Origin of the sequence: Paractinoplanes rhizophilus (assembly GCF_042664765.1) — a bacterium.
Taxonomy (GTDB): domain Bacteria; phylum Actinomycetota; class Actinomycetes; order Mycobacteriales; family Micromonosporaceae; genus Actinoplanes; species Actinoplanes rhizophilus.
The window spans coordinates 51,069-72,071 of record NZ_JBHTBJ010000007.1 but is presented as its reverse complement, the minus strand read 5'-3'; the positions used below and the strand labels follow the sequence as shown (position 1 = coordinate 72,071).

The window sequence follows — 21,003 nt, the reverse complement described above, 5'->3', positions numbered from 1 at the left end:
GCGACGGGCGACGGGCGGCGAGCGACGAGCGACGGGCGACGGGCGGCGAGCGACGAGCGACGGGCGGCGAGCGACCGGGCGACGGGCGGCGGGCGAGGGAGAAGCGCCGGCTCACGAGTCGAAGCCGAGGCCCATGGCGTCGAGGGTGCGCAGCCACAGGTTGCGGCGGCCCTGGTGGCGGTCGGCGCGGGCGATCGACCAGCGGGTCAGCTGGATGACGCCGCTGCGCGCCGGCTCGGGCGGGAACGGCACCGGCCTGGTGCGCACCATCTTGAGCGCGGTCAACTCGGTCGGCGTGCCGCCGAGCAGGTCGAGCATGACCTTGGCGCCGAAGCGGGTGGCGCCCACGCCGAGGCCGGTGTAGCCGGCCGCGTAGGCCAGGCGCCCGCCGTGCGCGGTGCCGAAGAACGCGCTGAACCGGCTGCAGCAGTCGATCACCCCGCCCCACTTGTGGGTGAAGCGCAGGCCGTCGAGCTGCGGGAAGGTGGCCGCGAAGTGATCGGCCAGCACCGCGAAGGTGGCCTCGCGCTGATCCTGCGCGGGGGTGATCCGGCCGCCGTTGAAGTAGACCGCGTCGTAGCCGCCCCAGAGGATCCGGTTGTCGGCGGTGAGCCGGTAGTAGTGGAACTGGTTGCCGGCGTCGCCGATGCCCTGCCGGTTGCGCCAGCCGATCGCGTCGAGCTGCGCCGCCGAGAGCGGCTCGGTCATCAGCGCATAGTCGTAGACCGGGACCACGAACTGCTGCAGCCGCTTGAGCAGCCGGCCGTGCGCCCCGGTGGCCAGCGCGACGCGACGGGCGTCGACGCCGCCGCGCCAGGTCTGCAGGAAGAGCCCGCCGCGGGTGGCGGAGATGCGCTCGACCTTGGTGTTCTCGTAGATGCGCACGCCGAGCGAGAGGCAGGCGTCACGCAGGCCCCAGGCGAGCCGGGCCGGGTCGACCATGGCGCAGCCGGTGCGGTCCCAGACGCCGCCGAGGTACGTGGGCGAGTCGACTTCCGCCCGTACGGAATCACGGTCCAGCAGCTCCACGTCGAGACCGTGGGCCGCCTCGGCGGCGCAACCGGCGACCAGCTCGCGCCATTGCCACTCCTCGGTGGCCACCTGCAGCTCGCCGGTGTGCCGGAAGTCGCAGTCGATCCCGTAGCGGGCGACGGCCGCCGAGATCTCGTCGAGGTTCTCCCGGCCGAGCCGCAGCAGCTCGGGCAGCTCGTCCGGGAAGCGGGCGAGGCCGTTGTCGAAGCCGTGGGTGAGGCTGGCCGCGCAGAACCCGCCGTTGCGGCCGGAAGCGGCCCAGCCCGCGGTGCCGGCCTCGACGATCACCACGTCGAGCGAGGGATCCCGCTCCTTGGCGATCAGGGCGGTCCACAAGCCGCTGTACCCGGCGCCCACCACCGCGAGGTCCGCGGTGGTGAGGCCGGCGAGCGGGTCGGCCGGGGCCGGCGCCCCGGGCTGGGTGAGCCAGTAGGGCTCAGCAAGCGCATCGTTGAGGGACGAGCCCACGAGTTATCAAGCCCGCTTTGCTTTCCGGGAGCGGATGTTGGTGACCACCGCGATCAGCACCCCGAACGCGAAGATCAGCGTGCCCATCACGTTGACCTGCGGGGGCAGGCCGACGCGGGTGGAGCCCCAGATCCACAGCGGGAACGTGACCGTGCTGCCGGCGGTGAAGTTGGTGACGACGAAGTCGTCGATGGACAGCGCGAACGCCAGCAGCAGGCCGGAGAAGACGGCCGGCAGGATGATCGGGAAGGTGACCTTCCAGAACGTCGTCCAGGCGGTGGCGCCCAGGTCGGCCGCCGCCTCCTCGATCGAGCGGTCGAGCGTGACCACCCGGGCCCGCACGATCGCCGCGACGAACGAGATCGAGAACATGATGTGCGCGATCGTGATCGTCACGAACCCCGGGCCGACGGCGAGCGAAACGAAGAGCGAGAGCAGCGACGCGCCCATGATCAGCTCGGGCGACGAGATGGTGCTGAACATGATCACGTTGAGCGTGCCGGAACCGCGGAACCGGTAGCGCCCGAGCGCGTACCCGATGCCGGTGCCCAGCGCCGCCGACACGACGCTGGAGATCACCGCGATCGCCAGGGACGTCCACAGCGCCTTGGTGAGGTCCTCGATCTCGAACAGCTTGGCCGGGTGCCACCACTTGAGCGTGAAGCCGTCCCAGTGCTGGTTGTAGCGGCCCGGGGTGTTGTTGAAGCTGAACGCGACCATCACGGCGATCGGGATGATCAGCCAGATGATGACCAGCCAGGTGTAGAGGAACAGCAGCGTGCCGCCTTTGAGGCGGCGGCGCGGCCGGGCCGCCGGCGCCGGCTCGGTGGCGGGCCGGTGCAGGGTGCTCAGGCTCATCGGGCCGCCACCTTCATCACGTCCTCGGTGCCCAGCGCCCGGGCGTAGGCGAAGATGCCGACCAGCAGCACCGCCATGAGGATGAACGAGAGCGCCGCGGCCGTCGGATAGTCGGAGGTCTGCAGGTACTTGTGCTGGATGACCTGGCCGATCATGGTGGTCGACTGGCTGCCGAGCACCTCGGAGTTGACGTAGTCCGAGGCCATCGGCACGAACGACATCAGCACGCCGGCGAAGACGCCGGGCAGCGCCAGCGGCAGGATCACCTTGCGGAAGGTGCTGGGCGGGCTCGCGTACAGGTCGCGGGCCGCCTCGACGACCCGCGGGTCGATCCGCTCGAGGGCCACGTAGATCGGCAGCACCATGAACGGCAGGAAGTTGTAGACCAGCCCGCCGATCACCGCCACCGGGGTGCCGAGCAGATGGTACGAGTCGGGCAGCAGCCCGATCTGCTTCAGCGGGTGCAGCACCGGCCCGTTGTCGGTGAGGATCTGCCGCCACGAGATGGTGCGCAGCACGAACGACACGAAGAACGGCAGGAGCAGCAGGAACAGGTACGTCGCCTTGCGCCGGCCGCCGTAGAAGGCGATCCAGTACGCCACCGGGAAGGCCAGCGCGATCAGCAGCACCGTCCCGATCGCCGCGTAGATCAGCGAGCGGATCAGCTGATCGTGGTAGCCGGAGATCGCGTCGCGGTAGTTCTGCCAGTGGAACGTCTGCTGGTACCCGTACACGACGTCGCCCTGCTGCAGCGACAGCGACAGCATGGCGATCATCGGGATCGCGAAGAACAGCAGCAGCCACAGACCGCCCGGCAGGACCAGGAAATAGGGCGCCAGCTGCCGTTTGACCCGGTTCATCCTCAGCCCAGCGTGATCGGTTCGAAGGTCTTCTGGAACGTCTGCTGGTCGGTGACCGAGTCGAAGGAGACGTAGTAGTGCAGCTTCGAATACTCCGCCTCGGACGGGAAGACCAGCTCGGAGTCGGCGATGTCGAGCAGGTCCTGCTTGTCGTCGCCGCTCTTCTTGGCGGCGTCCGCCTTGATCTGGTCCTGGGCGGCGGGCACCGGGCAGACGTAGTTGATGTACTCGGCCAGCGAGGCCGCCATGTCGGTGCGGTAGAAGAAGTCGATCAGCATGATCGCGTCGACCGGCGCCTTCGCGGTGATCGGGATCGTGAAGTTGTCGGTCCAGATCGTGCCGCCCTCCTCGGGAATGACGAACTTGAAATCCGTCCCGTCGGAGACGTTCTTCTGGAAGACATCGCCGGACCAGGCCTGGGTGATCCAGACCTCGCCGTTGCCGAGCGCGTCGATGTAGCTCTGGTCGTAGTACTTGCGGACGATGCCCGCGTCCTTCTGCTTCTTCAGCTCGGCGGCCGCGGTCTGCCAGTCGGCCTCCTTCGACCCGTCCGGGTTGATGCCGGCCTTGAGCAGGCCGAAGTTGGCCAGCTCCTGGGTGTCGGAGAACATGCCGACCTTGCCCTTGAAGGCCGGGTCCCACAGGTCGGCGAGCTTGGTGATCGGCCGCTTGGTCTTCGCCTCGTCGTACGCGATGCCGGTCATCCCGGACGCCCACGGCACGCTGTACACGTTGCCCGGGTCGAAGGCCTCCTTGGTGTACGAGGCGGCCGCGTTCTTCTTGAAGTTCGGCAGCTTGGCGTGGTCGAGCGGGGCCAGGAAGCCGGAGTCGCGGAACTGCGCGAACTGCACGCTGTTGGTGATCACCATGAGGTCGAAGCCGATCGACTGGCCGGCCGACAGCTGCGGCTGCACCTTGGCGAACCAGGGGCCCATCTCCTGGATGACCTCCTGGTAGTTCACCGTGATGCCGGTTTCCTTGGTGAACGCCTTGAGCTCGGGCTTCTTGGGGTCCATGTACAGCGGCCAGTTGGCGAAGTCGATGTGGCCGGTCTTGGCCTTGCCGGTCCAGTACTTCGCGACCGCGTCCGGGGCGGCGCTGGCGCCGGGCTTCGCCTTGCCCTGCACGCCGCAGGCGGCGAGGGCGGCGCCGAGGGCGCCGAGACCGGAGATGCGCAGAGCGTCGCGCCGGCCGAGCCGGCGCTGGGTCATGCCACGAAGAAAGGCGGGGTCGGGGGTGCTCGAGGCAGACATCAGACTCCGATCATGTACGAATGCTGGGGGGCCCAGGTGAGGTAGACGCGATCGCCGCGATCGGCGAGGTCTTCGGCGTTCGAGGCGTTCTGATCGAAGACAGTGAAGTCGGCGCCGGCCGCGGTCGCCACCGTGTAGTTCGTCGAGGTTCCGTGGTAGACGACCTCGTTGACGACGCCGGAGAGCACGCTCCCGCCGGTCGAGGTCGCCGGCGGCAGCGCCCGGTGCAGGTCGATCTTCTCGGGCCGCACCGACACCTCGATCTTGTCGCCGGCCCGCACCGCGCTGCCGCACGGGACCACCACCCGGTCCTGCTCGGTGTAGCTGAGCAGCGCCAGGCCGTTCTCGGCCCGCTCGACGTGGCCGTCGACGATGTTCGAGGTGCCGATGAAGCCGGCCACGAACCGGCTCGCCGGCCGCTCGTAGATCTCCCGCGGCGTGCCGAGCTGCTCGATCGCGCCGGCGTTCATCACCGCGATCCGGTCCGACATGGTCAGCGCCTCGCCCTGGTCGTGGGTGACGTAGATGAAGGTGATGCCGACCTCGCGCTGGATGCGCTTGAGCTCGACCTGCATCTGCTGGCGCAGCTTGAGGTCGAGGGCGCCGAGCGGCTCGTCGAGCAGCAACGCCCGCGGCCGGTTGACCAGGGCGCGGGCCAGCGCGACCCGCTGCTGCTGGCCGCCGGACATCTCCCGGGGGGCGCGTCTCTCCATGCCGGTCAGCGAGACGATCTCGAGGATCTCGGCGACCCGGCGCCTGATCTCGTCCTTGCCGACCTTCTTGCGCTCGAGGCCGAACGCCACGTTCTGGAACGTGTTGAGGTGCGGGAACAACGCGTACGACTGGAAGACCATGTTCACGTCGCGCTTGTTGGGCGCCACGCCGGTGACGTCCTCCCCGTCGAGGAACACCTTGCCGGCGGTCGGCTCCTCGAAGCCCGCGATCATCCGCATCGTGGTGGTCTTGCCGCAGCCCGACGGGCCGAGCAGCGAGAAGAACTCCCCCTGGGCGATCGCCAGGTCGAGCCGCTTGACGGCCGGGACCTCGTCGCCGTGCGCGAGGTAGGTCTTGTGGACGCCGGCGAAGCGGATCGCCGGCTGCCCGCCGGCGGCCGCGCCGGATGGCGGGGCGGCGACGGCGCTGTGCTGGGGGCTGGTCATGGTGCTTCCTCTTCGCGCGGGGGACGGGCGGGTCAGCCCAGGTGGCTCATCACGTGTTTGATCCGGGTGTACTCCTCGAACCCGTACATCGAAAGGTCCTTGCCGTAACCCGAGTGCCCATAGCCGCCGTGCGGCATCTCCGAGACGAACGGCAGGTGCGTGTTGATCCAGACGGCGCCGAAGTCGAGCCGGCGGGAGACCCGCATCGCGCGGCCGTGGTTCTGCGTCCAGACGCTGGCGCTCAGGCCGTAGCGGACGTCGTTGGCCCAGCGGACCGCGGTGTCCTCGTCGTCGAACGCCTGCACGGTGATGACCGGCCCGAACACCTCGTCCTGGATCATCTCGTCGCGCTGGGTGAGGCCGGCCACCACGGTCGGCTCGAGGAAGTACCCGCGGTCGCCGATCCGGTGGCCGCCGGTGACGATCTCGGCGTGCTCCGGGGCCCGGTCGAGGAAGCCCCGCACCCGCGAGAGCTGGCCGGCGTTGTTGACCGGGCCGAAGTACGCCTGCGGATCGGACGGCGGGCCGACCCGGGTGCTCTTGGCCGCCGCGGCCAGCGCGGCCGTGAAGTCGGCCGCGATCCGGCCGTGCGCCAGCACCCGGGTGGCGGCGGTGCAGTCCTGCCCGGCGTTGAAGTAGCCCGCGCCGGCGATCGCCTCGGCGGCCGACTCGAGGTCGACATCGTCGAAGACGATCACCGGCGCCTTGCCACCGAGCTCCAGATGAGCCCGCTTCAGGTCGGCCGCCGCCGCCACGGCGACCTCCATGCCGGCCCGGGTGGAGCCGGTGATCGAGACGAGCTGCGGCGCCGGATGGGCGACAACGGCGCGGCCGGTGTCCCGGTCGCCGCAGACCACGTTGAGCACGCCGGGCGGGAGGAACTCGGCGGCGATCTCGGCGAGCAGCAGCGTGCTCACCGGTGTCGTGTCGGAGGGCTTGAGCACCACACTGTTGCCGGCCGCGACGGCGGGCGCGAACTTCCAGACGGCCATGACCATCGGGTAGTTCCAGGGCGTCACCTGCGCGCACACCCCGATCGGCTCGCGCCGGACGTAGGAGGTGTGGTCGCGCAGGTATTCCCCGGCCGACTTGCCCTCCAGGACGCGCGCCGCGCCCGCGAAGAAACGCAGCTCGTCGACCATCGGGCCGATCTCCTCGCGGCGGGTGGCCTCGACCGGCTTGCCGGTGTTGCGGCACTCGGCGGCGATCAGCTCGTCGGCCCAGGACTCGACCGCGTCGGCGATGCGCAGCAGGGCGCGCTGCCGCTCGGCCGGGGTGGCGTCGCGCCAGGTCTCGAACGCGGAGGTGGCGGCGGACATGGCGCGGTCGACGTCGGCTGCGGCGGAGACCGGGGCCGACGCGTACGCCTCGCCGGTGCTCGGATCCACGACCTCGGAGGTGACGCCGTCCACGGTGCCGGTCCAGGCGCCACCCACGAAGTTCCGCAGCTCGTCCACTGAATAGACCCTCCCGCTGAGGCCTGTGACAGGTCCCACACGACGACGCCACGGACCTTGTCACACGCACGTGCGCGAGACAAGGGAATCCGAGGAATTTTCCAAAGTTGAAACGGAATCAGGCGTCGATGGGCCCTCGGAGCTACGCAATCCGGCGTTACCGGGTCTGCGGGAAGCCGAGATCCACACTCGACGTGCCCGGGTCCGGCCATCGCGAGGTGACGACCTTGGTGCGGGTGAAGAAGTGGACGCCGTCCGGCCCGTACATGTGGGTGTCGCCGAACAGCGACGCCTTCCAGCCGCCGAACGAGTAGTAGGCGACCGGCACCGGGATCGGCACGTTCACCCCGACCATGCCCGCGTTCACATCGAACTGGAACCGCCTCGCCGCGCCACCGTCGCGGGTGAAGATCGCGGTACCGTTCCCGTATTCGTTGTCATTGACCAGGGCAACGGCTTGCGCGTACGAGTTCGCGCGCACCACGCAGAGCACCGGGCCGAAGATCTCGTCGGTGTAGACCGTCATCTCCGGCGTCACGTTGTCGAGCAGCGTCACCCCGAGGAAGTAGCCGTCGCCCGGCACCTCCGCCTCGCGGCCGTCCGCCACCACCGTCGCGCCACTCGCCGCGCCGGCCTCGATGTAGCCGGTCACCCGATCCCGGTGCGCCGCGCTGATCAGCGGCCCCATCTGGGACTCCGTGTCGGTGCCGGGGCCGATCCGCAGTTTGGGCAGCCGCGCCGCGATCGCCTCGACGAGCGGGCCGGCCACGTCGCCCACGGCCACCACCACCGACACCGCCATGCACCGCTCGCCGGCGCTGCCGTACGCCGCGCTGACCGCCGCGTCCGCCGCCGCCTCGAGCTCCGCGTCCGGCAGCACCACCATGTGGTTCTTGGCCCCGCCGAGCGCCTGCACCCGCTTGCCGTTGGCCGTGCCGGTCTCGTAGATGTGCTTGGCCACCGGCGTGGAGCCGACGAAGCTGATCGCCGCGATGTCCGGGTGGGTCAGCAGCGCGCCGACCGCCTCGGCGTCGCCGTTGAGCACGGTGAACACGCCGTCCGGCAACCCCGCCTCCTGCCACAGCCGGGCCAGGAACAGCGCCGCCGACGGGTCCTTCTCGCTGGGCTTGAGCACGAACGCGTTGCCCGCCGCGATCGCCGTCGTGCACATCCACAGCGGCACCATCGCCGGGAAGTTGAACGGCGTGATGCCGGCGACCACCCCGAGCGGCTGGCGGATCGAGTACACATCCACGCCGGTCGACGCCTGCTCGCTGTAGGAGCCCTTCATCAGGTGCGGGATGCCCGTCGCGAACTCCGCGTTCTCCAGCCCCCGCGCCACCTCGCCGGTCGCGTCGGAGAGCACCTTGCCGTGCTCGCTGGTGATCACCGCGGCGAGATCGCCGGCCCGCTCGGCGAGCAGCTCGCGGAACTTGAACAGCACCGCGGACCGGCGCGACAGCGACGCCTCGCGCCACGCCTGCGCCGCTTCCTTCGCGACCGCGACCGCGGCCGCCACCTCCTCGGCGGAGGCGAGATCGACCTCACCGGTCTGCTCCCCGGTGGCCGGGTTGTAGACGGGCCCGCTGCGGCCCGAGGTGCCGGCGCGCTCGGCGCCCGCGATCCAGTGCGCGATACGTGTCATGGCCCGACATTACGTAACACCCCTGGACGGAACAATGCTCGGATCGTACTGTCACAAAGTGCCTCCGGACTCGCGGCTCGACGCGGTGCGCGACCTGCTCACCCAGCCCACCGCCCGCGGTCTGGCCGAGGCCGTGGGCCGCGCCGTGGGCGACGGTTCGCTCCCGCCCGGCGCCAAGCTCCCGCCCGTCCGCTCCGTCGCCCGCGACCTGCGGATGTCGCCCACCACGGTCAGCGCGGCCTGGCAGCTCCTGCGCCGCGCCGGCACCATCCGGACCGACGGCCGCCGCGGGACGGTCGTCGCCGCGTCCCGGACCACCGGCCCCGGCCGCTACCGGGCCGCCCTGGGCGGCCGGTCCGGTTTCGCGCTCGACCTCTCCACCGGCGTCCCCGACCCGGCGCTGCTGCCCGCGCTGCCGTCGCCGGCCGGCCTCTCCCCCGCCCCGGGCAGCTACCTCGACGAGCCGGTCCTCCCCGGCCTCGCCGCCTACCTGCGCGCCGCCTGGCCGTTCCGGCCCGGCCGCGTGGCCGTCTTCGACGGCGCCATGGACGCGATCGATCAGGTCGCCACGGCCCTGCTGCGCCTGGGCGACCGCGCGATCGTGGAGAACCCCTGCTTCCCGCCGCTGCTCGACCTCCTGGAGGCGCTCGGCGTGCAGGTCGTCGGCGTCGGCACCGACCCGGCGGGCATGCTCCCCGGCGCGCTCGAGGCCGCGATGGCGTGCCGGCCCGCCGTGGTCTTCCTCCAGCCCCGCGCGCTGAACCCCACGGGCGCGTCGTGGTCGCCCGACCGGTCCGCCGCCCTCGCCGCGGTGCTCGCGCGGCACCCCCACGTGTACGCCGTGGAGGACGACTCCGCCGGGGACGTCGCCTCCGGTCCCCCGCTCTCGCTCGGCGCCCACCTGCCGCGGCAGACCGTGCACGTCCGCAGCTTCTCCAAGTCGCACGGCCCCGACCTGCGCCTGGCCGCCGTCGGCGGGCCCGCCACGGTCCTCGACCCCATCCTGGAACGCCGGCTGCTCGGGCAGGGCTGGACCAGCCGCCTCCTGCAACAGCTCCTGCTGACCCTGCTCACCTCGGCCGAGTCGGTCGCCGCCGTCCGGCACGCCCGCGCCGAGTACGCCCGCCGCCGCCACCTGGTCATCTCCGCGCTGGCGGCGTGCGGCATCCCGCTGCCGCCCGGCGACGGCCTGAACGTCTGGCTCCCGGTGGCCGACGAACAGGCCGCCCTGATCTCGCTGGCCAGCAACGGCATCACCGCCGCCGCCGGCCGGGCCTTCACCACCTCACCGGCCGCCCCGCACCTGCGCGTCACGGTCGGCCTGATCGCCACCGACCACGCCGCCGTCGCCGCCCAGCTCGCCGACGCGGCGCGCGCGCCCGCCCCCGCCGTCCCCCGTTGACAGGAAGCAACTAGGCGGGCGACAATCACCGTCGCCCGATGGTGACATACGACTACTAGTCAAGGGCGGCATGGATGACCGTGTGGGAAACTCTGCCCATGAGGGAGCAGCCGCTCGACCTGTCCAGGACCTGGACCGAGGCCGAGTACCTGGCTCTGGGCGCGCTCAATATCCGGACCGAGCTCGTGGACTGGAAGATTCAGGTGAGCCCCTCCCCCAGCAACGCCCACCAGGGCATCTCCCGCTATCTCGCCAACTTCCTCGAGCCCGCCGCCCGCGCGGCCGGCCTCACCATTTTCGAAGCCGTGGACACCCGGATCGGGCCCGGCACCATCGTGTGCCCGGATGTCGTGGCCGGGAAGCTCCGGTGGGGCAAGGGCGTCAACGACGCGGCCGACGTCATCCTCGTCGCCGAGGTCACCTCGCCGAGCAACGCGGCGTGGGATCGGCGCGGGAAGATGCGGCGATACGCGGCGGCGCGGATCCCCTGGTACCTCCTGGCCGAGCCGGAGCTGCCGGAGCTGCTGTCGGTGACCCTGCGCCTGCATCGCCTCGAGGGCGCGCGCTACGTCGAGCACGCCGTCGCCCGGCCCGGCGCGGTCCTCAGGTCGGACGAACCGTTCCCGATCGCCATCGACACCGGCCAGTTGATCGGGCCGCTGGGGTAAGCCGCGGATCGGCGGTCCATTTGTCCCCCGCGCGCGCGACAAGGGGCGTACCGTGCCCGTGTGCCGCTTCCCGGGCTCAATGGCCGCGACCGTCCAACGTGGCGGTTGTTCCTCGCCTACGCCGCCGCCAGCCTGCTTCCGGTGCTGCTCCTCGGGCTGGTGCTCTCCTACGCGCTGGCGGCCGAGGCGCACAGCCGCGGGCTCGCCGAGGGGCGCGCCCAGGCGTCGCTGATCGCCCGCACCGCGGTCGAGCCGCAACTCGACGGGCGGCCGCTCGACCAGGGGCTGTCCGCCGGCGAGCTGGCCGCGCTGGGCCGCCTCGCCGACCGGACGATCGGGTCTGGCGACGTGGTCCGGCTGCGCCTGCGTGACCTGTCGGGGCGGGTCGTGTTCTCCGACGACGGCTCAGGCTTCGGCGCCTCGGCGGGCGCGGTCGACGACCCGGTGCTCGACGCCGCCCGGGGCGCGACGACCGCCCATCTGACCCGGCTCAACACCGACCCCAACGACGACGGGCCGGCCGGTGAGAAAGCGGTGGAGATCTACCTCCCGCTGAGCACCGGGGGCCCGGCGGTGGGCGTACTCGAGATCTATCTGCCCTATGCGCCGATCGCCCGGGAGGTCAGCTCGGGGCTGAGCACGCTCTACACGCTCCTCGGGGTCGGCCTGGCCACGCTCTGGGCGATCCTGGTGCTGGTCTCCGCCTCGACCATGCGGCGGATGGCCTGGCTGGCCGAGCGCGACCCGCTGACCGGCCTGCCCAACCGCACGCTCTTCCAGCGCCGCGTCGCCGCCGCCATCGAGCACGGCCGTCCCGCCACGGTGGTGGTGGCCGATGTGGACCGCTTCAAGGAGGTCAACGACACGCTCGGCCACCACGTCGGCGACGCGCTGCTGCGCGAGCTGGGCACCCGGCTGGCCGGCGCGGCCCGCAACGGCGACACGGTGGCCCGCCTGGGCGGCGACGAGTTCGGCCTGATCCTCACCGGCGCCGCCGACGCCGAGGTGCCCGCGCTGCTCGGCCGGCTGCGCGACGCGCTGGAGGCCGAGGTCACGGTGGGCGCGCTGCCGATCTCGGCCGAGACAAGCTTCGGGTACGCGGTCGCCCCGGCCGACGGGCGTGACGTCGACACCCTGCTGCGCCGCGCCGATGTCGCCATGTACCAGGCCAAGGGCAGCCGGTCCGGGATCGCCCGGTACGACGCGTGCCGCGACACCTTCGACGTCGGCAAGCTCGCGCTGGTCGGCGAGCTCCGCCGGGCCATCGAGTCGGGCGAGCTGGAGCTGCACTACCAGCCCAAGGCCGAGCTGCGCACCGGCCGCCTCTGCGCCGTGGAGGCCCTGGTCCGCTGGCGCCACCCACGCCGCGGCGTGCTACCGCCCGACGCGTTCCTGCCCGCCGCCGAGCAGACCGGCCTGATCGATCCGCTGACCCGGTGGGTGCTCGCCGCCGCGCTCGCCCAGATCACCGTCTGGGCCGGCGCCTTCGACGACCTGACCATGGCGGTCAACGTCTCGGCCCGCAACCTGGCCCGCCCCGACTTCGCCGACGCCGTGCTGGCCGCCCTCTCCGACGCGGGCATCGCCCCCGGCCGGCTCACCCTCGAGATCACCGAGACCGCGCTGCTGGCCGACCCCGAGGTGGCGGCGGACGTCCTGGCCCGGCTGTCGGCCACCGGCGTACGCGTGAGCATCGACGACTTCGGGCAGGGCCAGACGTCGCTGGGCTACCTCTCCCGGCTCCCCCTGCACGAGCTGAAGATCGACCGGTCGTTCGTGACCGACCTGGCCGACAACCCGGCCCACGCGGCGATCGTCCGGTCGGTGGTCGATCTGGGGCACAACCTGGGCCTGCAGGTGGTGGCCGAGGGTGTGGAGAGCCGCGAGACGGTCGAGCTGCTGACGGCGACGGGCTGCGACATCGCGCAGGGCTTCCTGCTGGCCCGCCCGATGCCGCCCGGCGACCTGGCCGACTGGGTGGCGGCCCACCGCACCGACGTGCTCACCGCCGACCGCTAGGCCTGCCCGGACGGTTCAGGCCCGGATCGTCATGCGGGTGACCTGGCCGCCCTCGACCCGGAACGTGAAATGCGAGGGGCCGTTGAAGCCGTCGCCGCCCACCTGGGCGGTCACGACGACGTTCAGATCCTCGATCGCGACCTGCACGACCGTCAGATTGACCTTGACACCGATGAACTCGCGGTCGGACCATCCTCTGATCTCGTCACGGCCGGCGAACTCGCGACCCCAGTCGTCGACGACGCCGTCCGGCGGGAAACAGTCCAGGAAAGCGTCGGTGTCGTTCGCGTTGGCGGCGTCGATCGCGGTGCGGACCGGGGCCGGCAGGTCGATCGTCATCGCAGAGTCCTCCTGGATGTGGGGTGGCGTCCGGATCGGAGACCATCATTCTCGTGATGCTCAGGACTGTCGAAGCCCGGGTGCGTCGCGGATGTGCAATACTTCCGGCACCGCGGTCGAAAGTTTCAGTCAGCACCCGCGGGAGGCGAGGAGATCACCATGGCCGCGGCCGGACGACGAGTGACGATCGCGACCATCGCGGAAGCGGCGGGAGTGTCCGTTCCCACGGTGTCACGAGTGCTCAACGGACGTACCGACGTGTCGCCGGAGACCCGTGACCGCATCGAGCATCTTTTGCGGGAACACGACTACCGCCCCCGTAACTCTCGGCAGCCGCTGCGGGCGGGATTGATAGACCTCGTTTTCCAGGATCTCGACAGCCCGTGGGCGGTCGAGCTGATCCGTGGCGTCGAGGAGGTCACCCACGCGGCCGGCGTCGGCACCGTGGTGTCGGCCATCCACCGGCGCACCACCTCGACCCGCCAGTGGCTGCAGAACCTTCGCGCCCGCCAGTCCGACGGCGTGATCCTGGTGATCTCCGACGGCGCCGGCCCGATCAGTACCGAGCTGCACCGGCTGAACGTGCCGATGGTGATCATCGACCCGGCCGGCGGCGTGGCCGCGGACGTGCCGACGATCGGCGCGACCAACTGGTCGGGCGGCCGCAGTGCCACCGAGCACCTGATCTCGCTGGGCCACACCCGCATCGGCCTGGTCGAGGGCCCGAAGAACCTGCTCTGCTCCCGCGCCCGCCTGGACGGGTACCGCGCGGCCCTCGAGGAGGCCGGCCTGCGGGTCGACCGCCAGCTGATCGAGCCGGGCGCGTTCAACCACGAGTCCGGCTTCCAGGCCGGGCTGCGGCTGCTCGACCGCGACCAGCCGCCCACCGCGATCTTCGCCTCCAGCGACCAGATGGCGCTGGGCCTGTACGAGGCGGCCCGCCTGCGCGGCATCCGGATCCCGGACGACCTGAGCGTGGTGGGCTTCGACGACCTGCCCGAGGCCCGCTGGTCGTCGCCGCCGCTGACCACCGTGCGTCAGCCGCTGGCCGACATGGGCGGGCTCGCCGCACGGACAGTCTTGCGACTGTCGCGCGGCGAGCCCATTGAGACCCCCCGGGTGGAGCTGGCGACAGAGCTCGTGATCCGGGAGAGCACGGCCCTACTTGCCGAAGCCGGCGGTAAGGCCGCTCAGTAGCTGGCGCCGCCCGATCGCGTAGAGCAGAACGATCGGGATGGTGGTGAGCGTGACCGACGCGGCGATGGCCGGCGTGTTCACCCCGAACTGGCCCTGGAAGCTGACCAGCGCGTACGGAATGGTGCGCTGGTCGGGGCTCTGGGTCAGCACCAGCGGCAGCAGGAACCCGTTCCAGATGCCCAGCGCGTTGTAGATGGTCACGGTGACCAGCGCCGGGCGGGTGAGCGGGAACGCCAGCCGCCACAGGGTGCCCCACTCGCTGGCGCCGTCCATGCGCATCGACTCGAACAGCTCCTTCGGCACGTCCCGGATGAAGTTGCTCAGCACCAGGACGGACAGCGGGATGGCGAACGCGATCGAGGGCAGGACGATGGCGATCAGGGTGTCGTACAGCTGGAGCCGGATGATGATCAGGTAGACCGGGATGATCACCGCTTGCAGCGGGATCGCCAGGCCGGCCAGGAACATCGTGTTGGTCCAGCGCAGCCAGCGCTTGTGGACTCCGCGGATTACCGCGTACGCCGCCATGAACGAGATCAGCACGGCGGGGACCACCGCGCCGACCGTGACGATGACGCTGTTCGTGAAGTACCGGACGATGTCGTTCTCGAACACCGTCTTGTAGTTCTCGAGCGTCGGGTCCTTCGGCGGGGCGAACGTGTTGGTGATGAAGTAGTTCGCCTGGGTCTTGAAGCTGGTGATGACGATCCAGTAGATCGGCACCATCACGATGAACAACCAGACCCAGCCGAGGCCGCCGCCGAGCCAGTTGTACCGGAACAGCTTGTTCGCCCGCCGCTTGGGGCGCTGCTGCTGATGATGCGCCGGCGTGGTGCCGGTGACATTGACAGTGGTCGTCATGTCAGACCCCTTCCATCATGCTCTCGTCGCCGCGGCCACCGAGGCGGCGCAGCAACTGAGCAAGCAACAGACCGACCAGGACCAGGATCACGGCGATGGCGCTGGCGGGGCCCATGAGGTTGGCCATGAAGCCCTTCTGGTACATCTCCAGCGCCAGGGCCCGGGTGGAGTCGCCGGGACCACCACCGGTGAGCACGTAGATCAGGTCGAAGAAGGTCAGCGAGCCCACGACCATCAGCGTCGACGACGTGATGATCGTGAACTTGATCTGCGGGAGCGTGATCGAGAAGAACTGCCGCACCTTGCCCGCGCCGTCGATCTGCGACGCCTCGTACAGCGAGGTGGGGATCTGCCGGACCGCGCCCTGGTAGATCAGGGAGTGGAAGGGGATGTACTGCCAGGACACGACGAAGATCAGCACGCCCATGGCGAGTGTCGGGTCGCCGAGCCAGTCCTGCTTGAGCCAGTCGACCCCGAAGCCGGCGCCGAGCCCGAAGTTCGGGTCGAGCAGCGACTTGAAGGTGATCGAGATGGCCGCCGAGGACAGCAGCAGCGGAATGAAGTAGAGCACCGCCAGGAACCCGCGGTACTTCTTGGTGGACGCCGCCAGGAACACGCCAAGCAAGATCGACAGCGGCGTCTGCACCAGCCACGAGATGATCATGATCTCGAACGTGACCCACAGCGAGTGGGTCAGCCCGGGATCGCTCAGCTCGGCCTTCCAGCTGTCCAACCCGGTGAAATGGATGTCACCGATGCCGTCCCAGGTGGTGAAGCTCAGGAACAGCACCCCGAGCAACGGGATGATCCCGAACGCCGTGAACATCAGCAGCGCGGGCAGTGCCATCCATCCGACGGAGCCGCCCCGCCCGCCCTTCGCGGTTGTTGGCTCCTGCGCGCGAACGGCGGGCGGAGCGAGCGTCGTCATTTGCCGATGACCCCGTTCATGGCGTCGACCCACTGCTGCGGGGTGACCTGCAGCTGGAACAGCTTGGCGATGTTGTCCAGCAGGGTCTCGGCCGCGGTCGGGCTCAGCGCCTGGTCCCACGACTGCGCGAAGGTCTTGGCGTTGGAGGCGATCGTCGACATGTCCTTGAGGAACTGCGCGTCGTCGCCGGTGAACAGGCTGTCCGCGCCCTTGAGGACCGGGACGCCGCCCGACTTGACCCAGCCGGCCTTCTCGTCGTCGTCGACCAGGGTGGTGGAGAAGAACTTCTTCGCCACGTCCTGCTCGGCGGCCGAGGCCTTGGACGAGATCGAGAGGTACTGGCCGGGGTTGCCGACGGTGTTGCTCGGGTCGCCCTTGCCGCCCTCGATCGGCGGGAAGTTCATCCAGCCGAGGCCGCCGGACTTGACGAAGTCGCCGCCGTTGGCCTTCTGGATGCCGTACGACCAGGAGCCGTGCACCATCATCGCGGCCTTGCCGGTGTAGAGCAGAGCCTGGTCGGCGTTCGAGTCGGCGGTGACCGACGAGAAGCCCTTGACGAAGGCGTTGTTCTTCACCAGATCCTGGATCTTGGTCAGCATGTCCAGGACGGCCGGGTCGGACCAGGAGCCCGGCTTGCCGGCGAAGACGTTGTCGAACACCTCGGAGCCCGCGTTGCGGTCGAGCATGAACTCGAGCCACATCATGTTGGTCCAGCGGGACTGGCCGGCCAGCGAGAACGGCGCGATGCCCTTGCTGTTGAACTTCGGGATCAGGTTGAGGATGTCGCCGTACGTCTTCGGCGGCTCGACGCCGACCTTGTCGAAGACCTTCTTGTTGTAGAACAGCACGATCGGCTGCACGGTCTCGACCGGCATCGCGTAGATCTTGCCGCCGACCGTGGCGGCGCCGAACGACGACGGCAGGATCTTGTCCTTGACCGCGGCGTTCTGGCCGAACCAGTCGGTCAGGTCGACGACCTGGCCGGCGTCGACGTACGACTTGAGGCCGCCGCCGCCCCAGCCCCAGATCATCGTCGGGGCCTGGCCGGCGCCGATCGCCGTCTTGATCTTCTGCTTGTAGGCGTCGTTCTGGAAGAACGTCGGAGTGATCTTGGTGTCGGCGTTCGCCTTGTTGAAGCGGTCGACCGCCGCCTGGCGGATCGGCTCGCCGGGCTCACCGGACAGCGACCAATAGCTGGCCCCGCCCTTCGCACCGCCGCCGCTGCTGCCGCCCTTGTCGGACGGGCCCGAGCTGCCACATGCCGCGAGGGCCGCAGCACCGGCGGCCCCCGCGGCTAGTCCCAGAAAGTTCCGCCGGGAGAAGTTGCTATTGGTCACGCTGATCTCCGTACTCGAGTGCCGCGTCCTGCCGCGGCGAGTGGATCGTCGTGGGGATGGGTGGTAGCCGCTGTCACAAAGTCTGCAACTTTCGTGAAGCGACCGGTAGTTGACGCAAGGTTTCGTTAACGTAGGGTTTCGGCTTGATCATGTCAAGGGTCTTGCTCTGGTCGCGCTCCCACCGCAAGAGTGGACCCGAGCGTGACACCCTCGGTCAACCCGAGTCCGACCGATAATTCATGCTGTGAAGGTACTGAAAGTTTCGGAACTTTGTTGAGGAGTTACGCCGTGACCGCAGAACAGCCCGCCCAGCCATGGCATGACCTGTCGCTACCCGTGGCGGAGCGCGTCGAGCTTCTGCTGGCCACAATGACCATCGAGGAGAAAGTAGCCCAACTGGGCAGCCGATGGGTGGGCAACGATGTGCAGGATTCGGGCACAATTGAGTCAAGCTCCGGCCACGATGAGTCAAGCTCCGAACCTGAGGAGCCCCTCAACGTCGCGCCGATGCAGGACGCCTTCGCCGCGTCGGGCTCGATTCCCCTCGCCGAGGCGAGCCGGCACGGGCTGGGGCAGCTGACCCGGGTGTACGGCAGCGCGCCCCGCACGGCCGCCGAGGGCGCGGCCGAGGTGATCCGCCAGCAGCGCGTCGTCCTCGCCGAATCGCGCCTGGGCGTGCCGGCGATCGTGCACGAGGAGTGCCTGACCGGGTTCACCTCGTTCGGCGCCACCGTCTACCCGGCCGCGATCGCCTGGGGCGCCACCTTCGACCCCGAGCTGGTCGAGCGGATGGCCGCCGCGATCGGCCGCGACATGGCGGCGCTCGGCATTCACCAGGGCCTGTCCCCCGTGCTCGACGTGGTCCGCGACTACCGCTGGGGCCGGGTCGAGGAGACCATCGGCGAGGACCCGTACCTGGTGGCCCTGCTCGGCGCCGGGTACGTGCGCGGCCTGCAGAGCGCCGGGGTGATCGCCACCCTCAAGCACTTCGCCGGCTACTCGGCGTCCCGGGGCGCCCGCAACCACGGCCCGGTGCCGATGGGCCGGCGCGAGCTGATGGACGTCATCCTGCCGACGTTCGAGACCGCCGTGCGCGAGGCCGGCGCCCGCTCGGTGATGAACTCGTACGCCGACGTCGACGGCGTGCCGGCCGGCGCCGACCCGTGGCTGCTCACCGAGGTGCTGCGCGAGCAGTGGGGCTTCGCCGGCACCGTGGTCAGCGACTACTGGGCGGTGCCGTTCCTGGCCACCAAGCACCGGATCGCCGCCGACATGGACGACGCGGGCCTGCAGGCGCTGGCCGCCGGCATCGACGTCGAGCTGCCCGACACGCTGGGCTTCGGCGACGGGCTGATCGGCAAGGCGCCGGAGGAGCTGATCGACCGGGCCGTCCGCCGCCACCTGACCCACAAGGCCGAGCTGGGCCTGCTCGACCCGGGCTGGACGCCCGAAGGCTCGGTGGCCGGCGCGGACGAGGTCGACCTGGACTCCCCCGCCAACCGGGCCCTGGCCCGCGAGATGGCCGAGAAGTCGGTGATCCTGCTGGACGCCGGGTCCACGCTGCCGCTCGACCCGGCCCCGCGCCGCATCGCGGTGGTCGGTCCGTGCGCCGCCGATCCGCGTACGTTCATGGGCTGTTACGCCTTCCCCAACCACGTGCTGCCCCGCTACCCCGAGCGCGGGCTGGGCGTCGAGGTGCCGACGGCCGTCGAAGCGCTTCGAGCCGAGTTCGGCGCTACCGAAGTCGTACACCAAAAGGGTTGTGCTGTCATCGGGGGCGACCGGTCGGGCTTCGCCGCGGCGGTGGCGGCGGCGCGGGCGGCCGACGTCTGCGTGGCGATGGTGGGCGACCTTGCCGGCCTGTTCGGGCACGGCACCTCGGGCGAGGGTTGCGACGCCGACGAGCTGCGCCTGCCCGGCCTGCAGGGCGAGCTGATCGAGGAGCTGCTGGCCACCGGCACCCCGGTCGTGGTCGTGGTGGTCTCCGGCCGGCCGTACGCGCTGGGCGAGATCGCCGGGCGGGCCGCCGCGCTGGTCCAGGCGTTCATGCCCGGCGAGGAGGGCGGCGCCGCCATCGCCGGCGTGCTCAGCGGCCGGGTCCAGCCGGGCGCGAAGCTGCCGGTGCAGATCCCGCGCACCCCGGGCGGCCAGCCCGGCACGTACCTGCAGCCGGAGCTCGGCGCCGAGAAGAACGGCATCAGCAACCTCGACCCCACCCCGCTGTTCCCGTTCGGCCACGGCCGGTCCTACACCACGTTCGAGATCGACGACCTGCGGATCAGCGACGCCGCCGTGCCGACCGACGGCGAGTTCACGGTGACCGTGCGGGTGCGCAACACCGGCGAGCGGGCCGGCGACGAGGTGGTCCAGCTCTACCTGCGCGACCTGGTCGCCCAGGTGACCCGCCCGGTCAAGCAGCTGACCGGCTTCGCCCGGGTGCCGCTCGCGCCCGGCGAGGCCAAGGACGTCCGGTTCCGGGTGCACACCGACCGCACCGCGTTCACCGGCCGCGACCTGCGCCGGATCGTCGAGCCCGGCGAGCTCGAGGTGATGGTCGGCTCGTCGGCCGGGGAGCTGCCGTGCCGCGGCGCGGTGACGCTCACCGGCGCGATCCGCGAGGCCGGCCGGGACCGGGTGCTGATCACCCCGGTCGAGGTGGAGAAGATCTGAGACCCGGGCTTCCCGGCGCCGTCCGCCGGGAAGCCCGAACCCTGCCCGGCCCGAACTCCGGCCGCGGCGTCGGGCCCCATGGCGAACGCGCGCCGCGATAGACTGCGCCGGTGATCGGGACCTTGCGCACGGTGGCGATCGACGGGCCGGACGCTCGGCGGCTCGCGGCGTTCTACAGCGCCCTCGGCGGGTGGAGCTCGCCGTATGCCGAGGACGACTGGGTCCAGCTCGAGACCGGCGACGGGTGGCGGCTGGCGATCCAGCAGAGCCCCGACCACGTGCCGCCACGCTGGCCCGATCCCGCGCACCCACAGCAGGCCCACCTCGACCTGCGCGTGCCCGACCTGGCCGCCGGCACCGCGCGGGCGGTCGAGCTGGGCGCCACGCTGCTGCGCGAGACCGAGCACTGGCACACCCTCGCCGACCCGGCCGGGCATCCGTTCGACCTGTGCCGGTATCCGGAGCGGCCGGACACCACGCTCATGGCCGTGATGCTCGACTGCCCGGACGCCAGGGAGCTGAGCGCCTTCTACGCGGAGCTGCTCGGCAAGCCGGTCACCTACCAGGGCGACGAGGAGGGCGTCGCGATGATCGGCGCGGAGGGCGCCCAGCCGGTGATGTTCCAGCAGATCGCCGACTACCGCGCGCCGCGGTGGCCCGACCCCGCGTATCCGCAGCAGTTCCACCTCGACGTCACGGTCGACGACGTCGAGGTGGCTGAGGCCGCCGCGCTGAAGCTGGGCGCCACGTCGCTGTCCGCGGGCGGGGAGAACTGGCGCGTCTACGCCGACCCGGCCGGCAAGCCGTTCTGCCTCTGCTGGGACTGAGCCTCCGCTGCACACTCCCGCT

17 protein-coding genes are annotated in these 21,003 nt (G+C 70.7%); 6 read left to right on the top strand and 11 right to left on the bottom strand.

The genetic code is table 11. The features are described from left to right. Window positions 1-111: 111 nt before the first annotated feature. The 7 genes from ACFQS1_RS12505 to ACFQS1_RS12475 all read right to left on the bottom strand — a co-directional run bounded on the left by ACFQS1_RS12505 (window position 112) and on the right by ACFQS1_RS12475 (window position 8,733). The gene (locus tag ACFQS1_RS12505; protein WP_378967197.1) at window positions 112-1,500 is read right to left on the bottom strand and encodes an NAD(P)/FAD-dependent oxidoreductase; all 1,389 of its coding nucleotides are present in this window, start codon (window positions 1,498-1,500) and stop codon (window positions 112-114) included. Window positions 1,501-1,506: 6 nt separating this feature from the next. Next, window positions 1,507-2,358 (bottom strand): ABC transporter permease, encoded by an 852-nt coding sequence (locus ACFQS1_RS12500; protein WP_378967195.1) that lies wholly within the window; start codon window positions 2,356-2,358, stop codon window positions 1,507-1,509. Continuing rightward, entirely contained in the window at window positions 2,355-3,218 is an 864-nt protein-coding gene (locus ACFQS1_RS12495; RefSeq protein ID WP_378967193.1) for an ABC transporter permease, read from the bottom strand. The genes ACFQS1_RS12500 and ACFQS1_RS12495 overlap by 4 nt, the downstream gene beginning before the upstream one ends. 2 nt (window positions 3,219-3,220) lie before the next feature. Beyond that, complete coding sequence (locus ACFQS1_RS12490; RefSeq protein WP_378967190.1) at window positions 3,221-4,429, bottom strand: polyamine ABC transporter substrate-binding protein; 1,209 nt, start codon at window positions 4,427-4,429, stop codon at window positions 3,221-3,223. A gap of 41 nt (window positions 4,430-4,470) precedes the next feature. Continuing rightward, a complete protein-coding gene (locus tag ACFQS1_RS12485) occupies window positions 4,471-5,631 on the bottom strand; it encodes an ABC transporter ATP-binding protein (protein ID WP_378967188.1) in 1,161 nt (386 codons plus the stop codon). Window positions 5,632-5,663: 32 nt separating this feature from the next. Next, entirely contained in the window at window positions 5,664-7,088 is a 1,425-nt protein-coding gene (locus ACFQS1_RS12480) for an aminobutyraldehyde dehydrogenase (protein WP_378967185.1), read from the bottom strand. A 157-nt stretch (window positions 7,089-7,245) separates the two neighbouring features. Then, window positions 7,246-8,733 (bottom strand): CoA-acylating methylmalonate-semialdehyde dehydrogenase, encoded by a 1,488-nt coding sequence (locus tag ACFQS1_RS12475; protein WP_378967183.1) that lies wholly within the window; start codon window positions 8,731-8,733, stop codon window positions 7,246-7,248. A 58-nt stretch (window positions 8,734-8,791) separates the two neighbouring features. On the opposite strand from ACFQS1_RS12475, the gene ACFQS1_RS12470 reads away from it, so the two are divergent. From ACFQS1_RS12470 to ACFQS1_RS12460, 3 genes are all read left to right on the top strand, one after another. Then, the gene (locus tag ACFQS1_RS12470) at window positions 8,792-10,135 is read left to right on the top strand and encodes an aminotransferase class I/II-fold pyridoxal phosphate-dependent enzyme (protein ID WP_378967180.1); all 1,344 of its coding nucleotides are present in this window, start codon (window positions 8,792-8,794) and stop codon (window positions 10,133-10,135) included. A gap of 98 nt (window positions 10,136-10,233) precedes the next feature. After that, the gene (locus ACFQS1_RS12465; RefSeq protein ID WP_378967178.1) at window positions 10,234-10,803 is read left to right on the top strand and encodes a Uma2 family endonuclease; all 570 of its coding nucleotides are present in this window, start codon (window positions 10,234-10,236) and stop codon (window positions 10,801-10,803) included. 60 nt (window positions 10,804-10,863) lie between these two features. After that, window positions 10,864-12,822 (top strand): putative bifunctional diguanylate cyclase/phosphodiesterase, encoded by a 1,959-nt coding sequence (locus ACFQS1_RS12460; RefSeq protein WP_378967176.1) that lies wholly within the window; start codon window positions 10,864-10,866, stop codon window positions 12,820-12,822. A 15-nt stretch (window positions 12,823-12,837) separates the two neighbouring features. On the opposite strand, the gene ACFQS1_RS12455 is transcribed toward ACFQS1_RS12460, so the two are convergent. Beyond that, a complete protein-coding gene (locus ACFQS1_RS12455) occupies window positions 12,838-13,161 on the bottom strand; it encodes a nuclear transport factor 2 family protein (RefSeq protein WP_378967173.1) in 324 nt (107 codons plus the stop codon). A 159-nt stretch (window positions 13,162-13,320) separates the two neighbouring features. On the opposite strand from ACFQS1_RS12455, the gene ACFQS1_RS12450 reads away from it, so the two are divergent. Further along, window positions 13,321-14,358: a LacI family DNA-binding transcriptional regulator gene (locus ACFQS1_RS12450; RefSeq protein WP_378967171.1), complete on the top strand. Its 1,038-nt coding sequence runs from the start codon at window positions 13,321-13,323 to the stop codon at window positions 14,356-14,358. On the opposite strand, the gene ACFQS1_RS12445 is transcribed toward ACFQS1_RS12450, so the two are convergent. The 3 genes from ACFQS1_RS12445 to ACFQS1_RS12435 form a co-directional block, all read right to left on the bottom strand. After that, window positions 14,323-15,219, bottom strand: a complete 897-nt coding sequence (locus ACFQS1_RS12445) for a carbohydrate ABC transporter permease (protein ID WP_378967169.1) — start codon at window positions 15,217-15,219, stop codon at window positions 14,323-14,325. The genes ACFQS1_RS12450 and ACFQS1_RS12445 overlap by 36 nt on opposite strands. Before the next feature lies 1 nt (window position 15,220). Further along, the gene (locus ACFQS1_RS12440) at window positions 15,221-16,066 is read right to left on the bottom strand and encodes a carbohydrate ABC transporter permease (RefSeq protein ID WP_378967166.1); all 846 of its coding nucleotides are present in this window, start codon (window positions 16,064-16,066) and stop codon (window positions 15,221-15,223) included. A 77-nt stretch (window positions 16,067-16,143) separates the two neighbouring features. Next, window positions 16,144-17,484, bottom strand: a complete 1,341-nt coding sequence (locus ACFQS1_RS12435) for an extracellular solute-binding protein (RefSeq protein WP_378967164.1) — start codon at window positions 17,482-17,484, stop codon at window positions 16,144-16,146. A 507-nt stretch (window positions 17,485-17,991) separates the two neighbouring features. On the opposite strand from ACFQS1_RS12435, the gene ACFQS1_RS12430 reads away from it, so the two are divergent. Both ACFQS1_RS12430 and ACFQS1_RS12425 read left to right on the top strand, forming a co-directional pair. Next, on the top strand, window positions 17,992-20,154 hold the full coding sequence (locus ACFQS1_RS12430) for a glycoside hydrolase family 3 N-terminal domain-containing protein (protein WP_378967161.1): 2,163 nt from the start codon (window positions 17,992-17,994) through the stop codon (window positions 20,152-20,154). A 110-nt stretch (window positions 20,155-20,264) separates the two neighbouring features. Continuing rightward, window positions 20,265-20,981 (top strand): VOC family protein, encoded by a 717-nt coding sequence (locus ACFQS1_RS12425; protein WP_378967159.1) that lies wholly within the window; start codon window positions 20,265-20,267, stop codon window positions 20,979-20,981. Window positions 20,982-21,003 lie beyond the last annotated feature (22 nt).

Bases quoted from the DNA above. Each gene is read 5' to 3' on its own strand.
- ACFQS1_RS12450 (WP_378967171.1), top strand. From the start codon at position 13,321: ATGGCCGCGGCCGGACGACGAGTGACGATCGCGACCATCGCGGAAGCG.
- ACFQS1_RS12495 (WP_378967193.1), bottom strand. From the start codon at position 3,218: ATGAACCGGGTCAAACGGCAGCTGGCGCCCTATTTCCTGGTCCTGCCG.
- ACFQS1_RS12475 (WP_378967183.1), bottom strand. From the start codon at position 8,733: ATGACACGTATCGCGCACTGGATCGCGGGCGCCGAGCGCGCCGGCACC.
- ACFQS1_RS12445 (WP_378967169.1), bottom strand. From the start codon at position 15,219: ATGACGACCACTGTCAATGTCACCGGCACCACGCCGGCGCATCATCAG.
- ACFQS1_RS12490 (WP_378967190.1), bottom strand. From the start codon at position 4,429: ATGACCCAGCGCCGGCTCGGCCGGCGCGACGCTCTGCGCATCTCCGGT.
- ACFQS1_RS12485 (WP_378967188.1), bottom strand. From the start codon at position 5,631: ATGACCAGCCCCCAGCACAGCGCCGTCGCCGCCCCGCCATCCGGCGCG.
- ACFQS1_RS12500 (WP_378967195.1), bottom strand. From the start codon at position 2,358: ATGAGCCTGAGCACCCTGCACCGGCCCGCCACCGAGCCGGCGCCGGCG.
- ACFQS1_RS12455 (WP_378967173.1), bottom strand. From the start codon at position 13,161: ATGACGATCGACCTGCCGGCCCCGGTCCGCACCGCGATCGACGCCGCC.
- ACFQS1_RS12440 (WP_378967166.1), bottom strand. From the start codon at position 16,066: ATGGCACTGCCCGCGCTGCTGATGTTCACGGCGTTCGGGATCATCCCG.
- ACFQS1_RS12465 (WP_378967178.1), top strand. From the start codon at position 10,234: ATGAGGGAGCAGCCGCTCGACCTGTCCAGGACCTGGACCGAGGCCGAG.
- ACFQS1_RS12430 (WP_378967161.1), top strand. From the start codon at position 17,992: ATGCAGGACGCCTTCGCCGCGTCGGGCTCGATTCCCCTCGCCGAGGCG.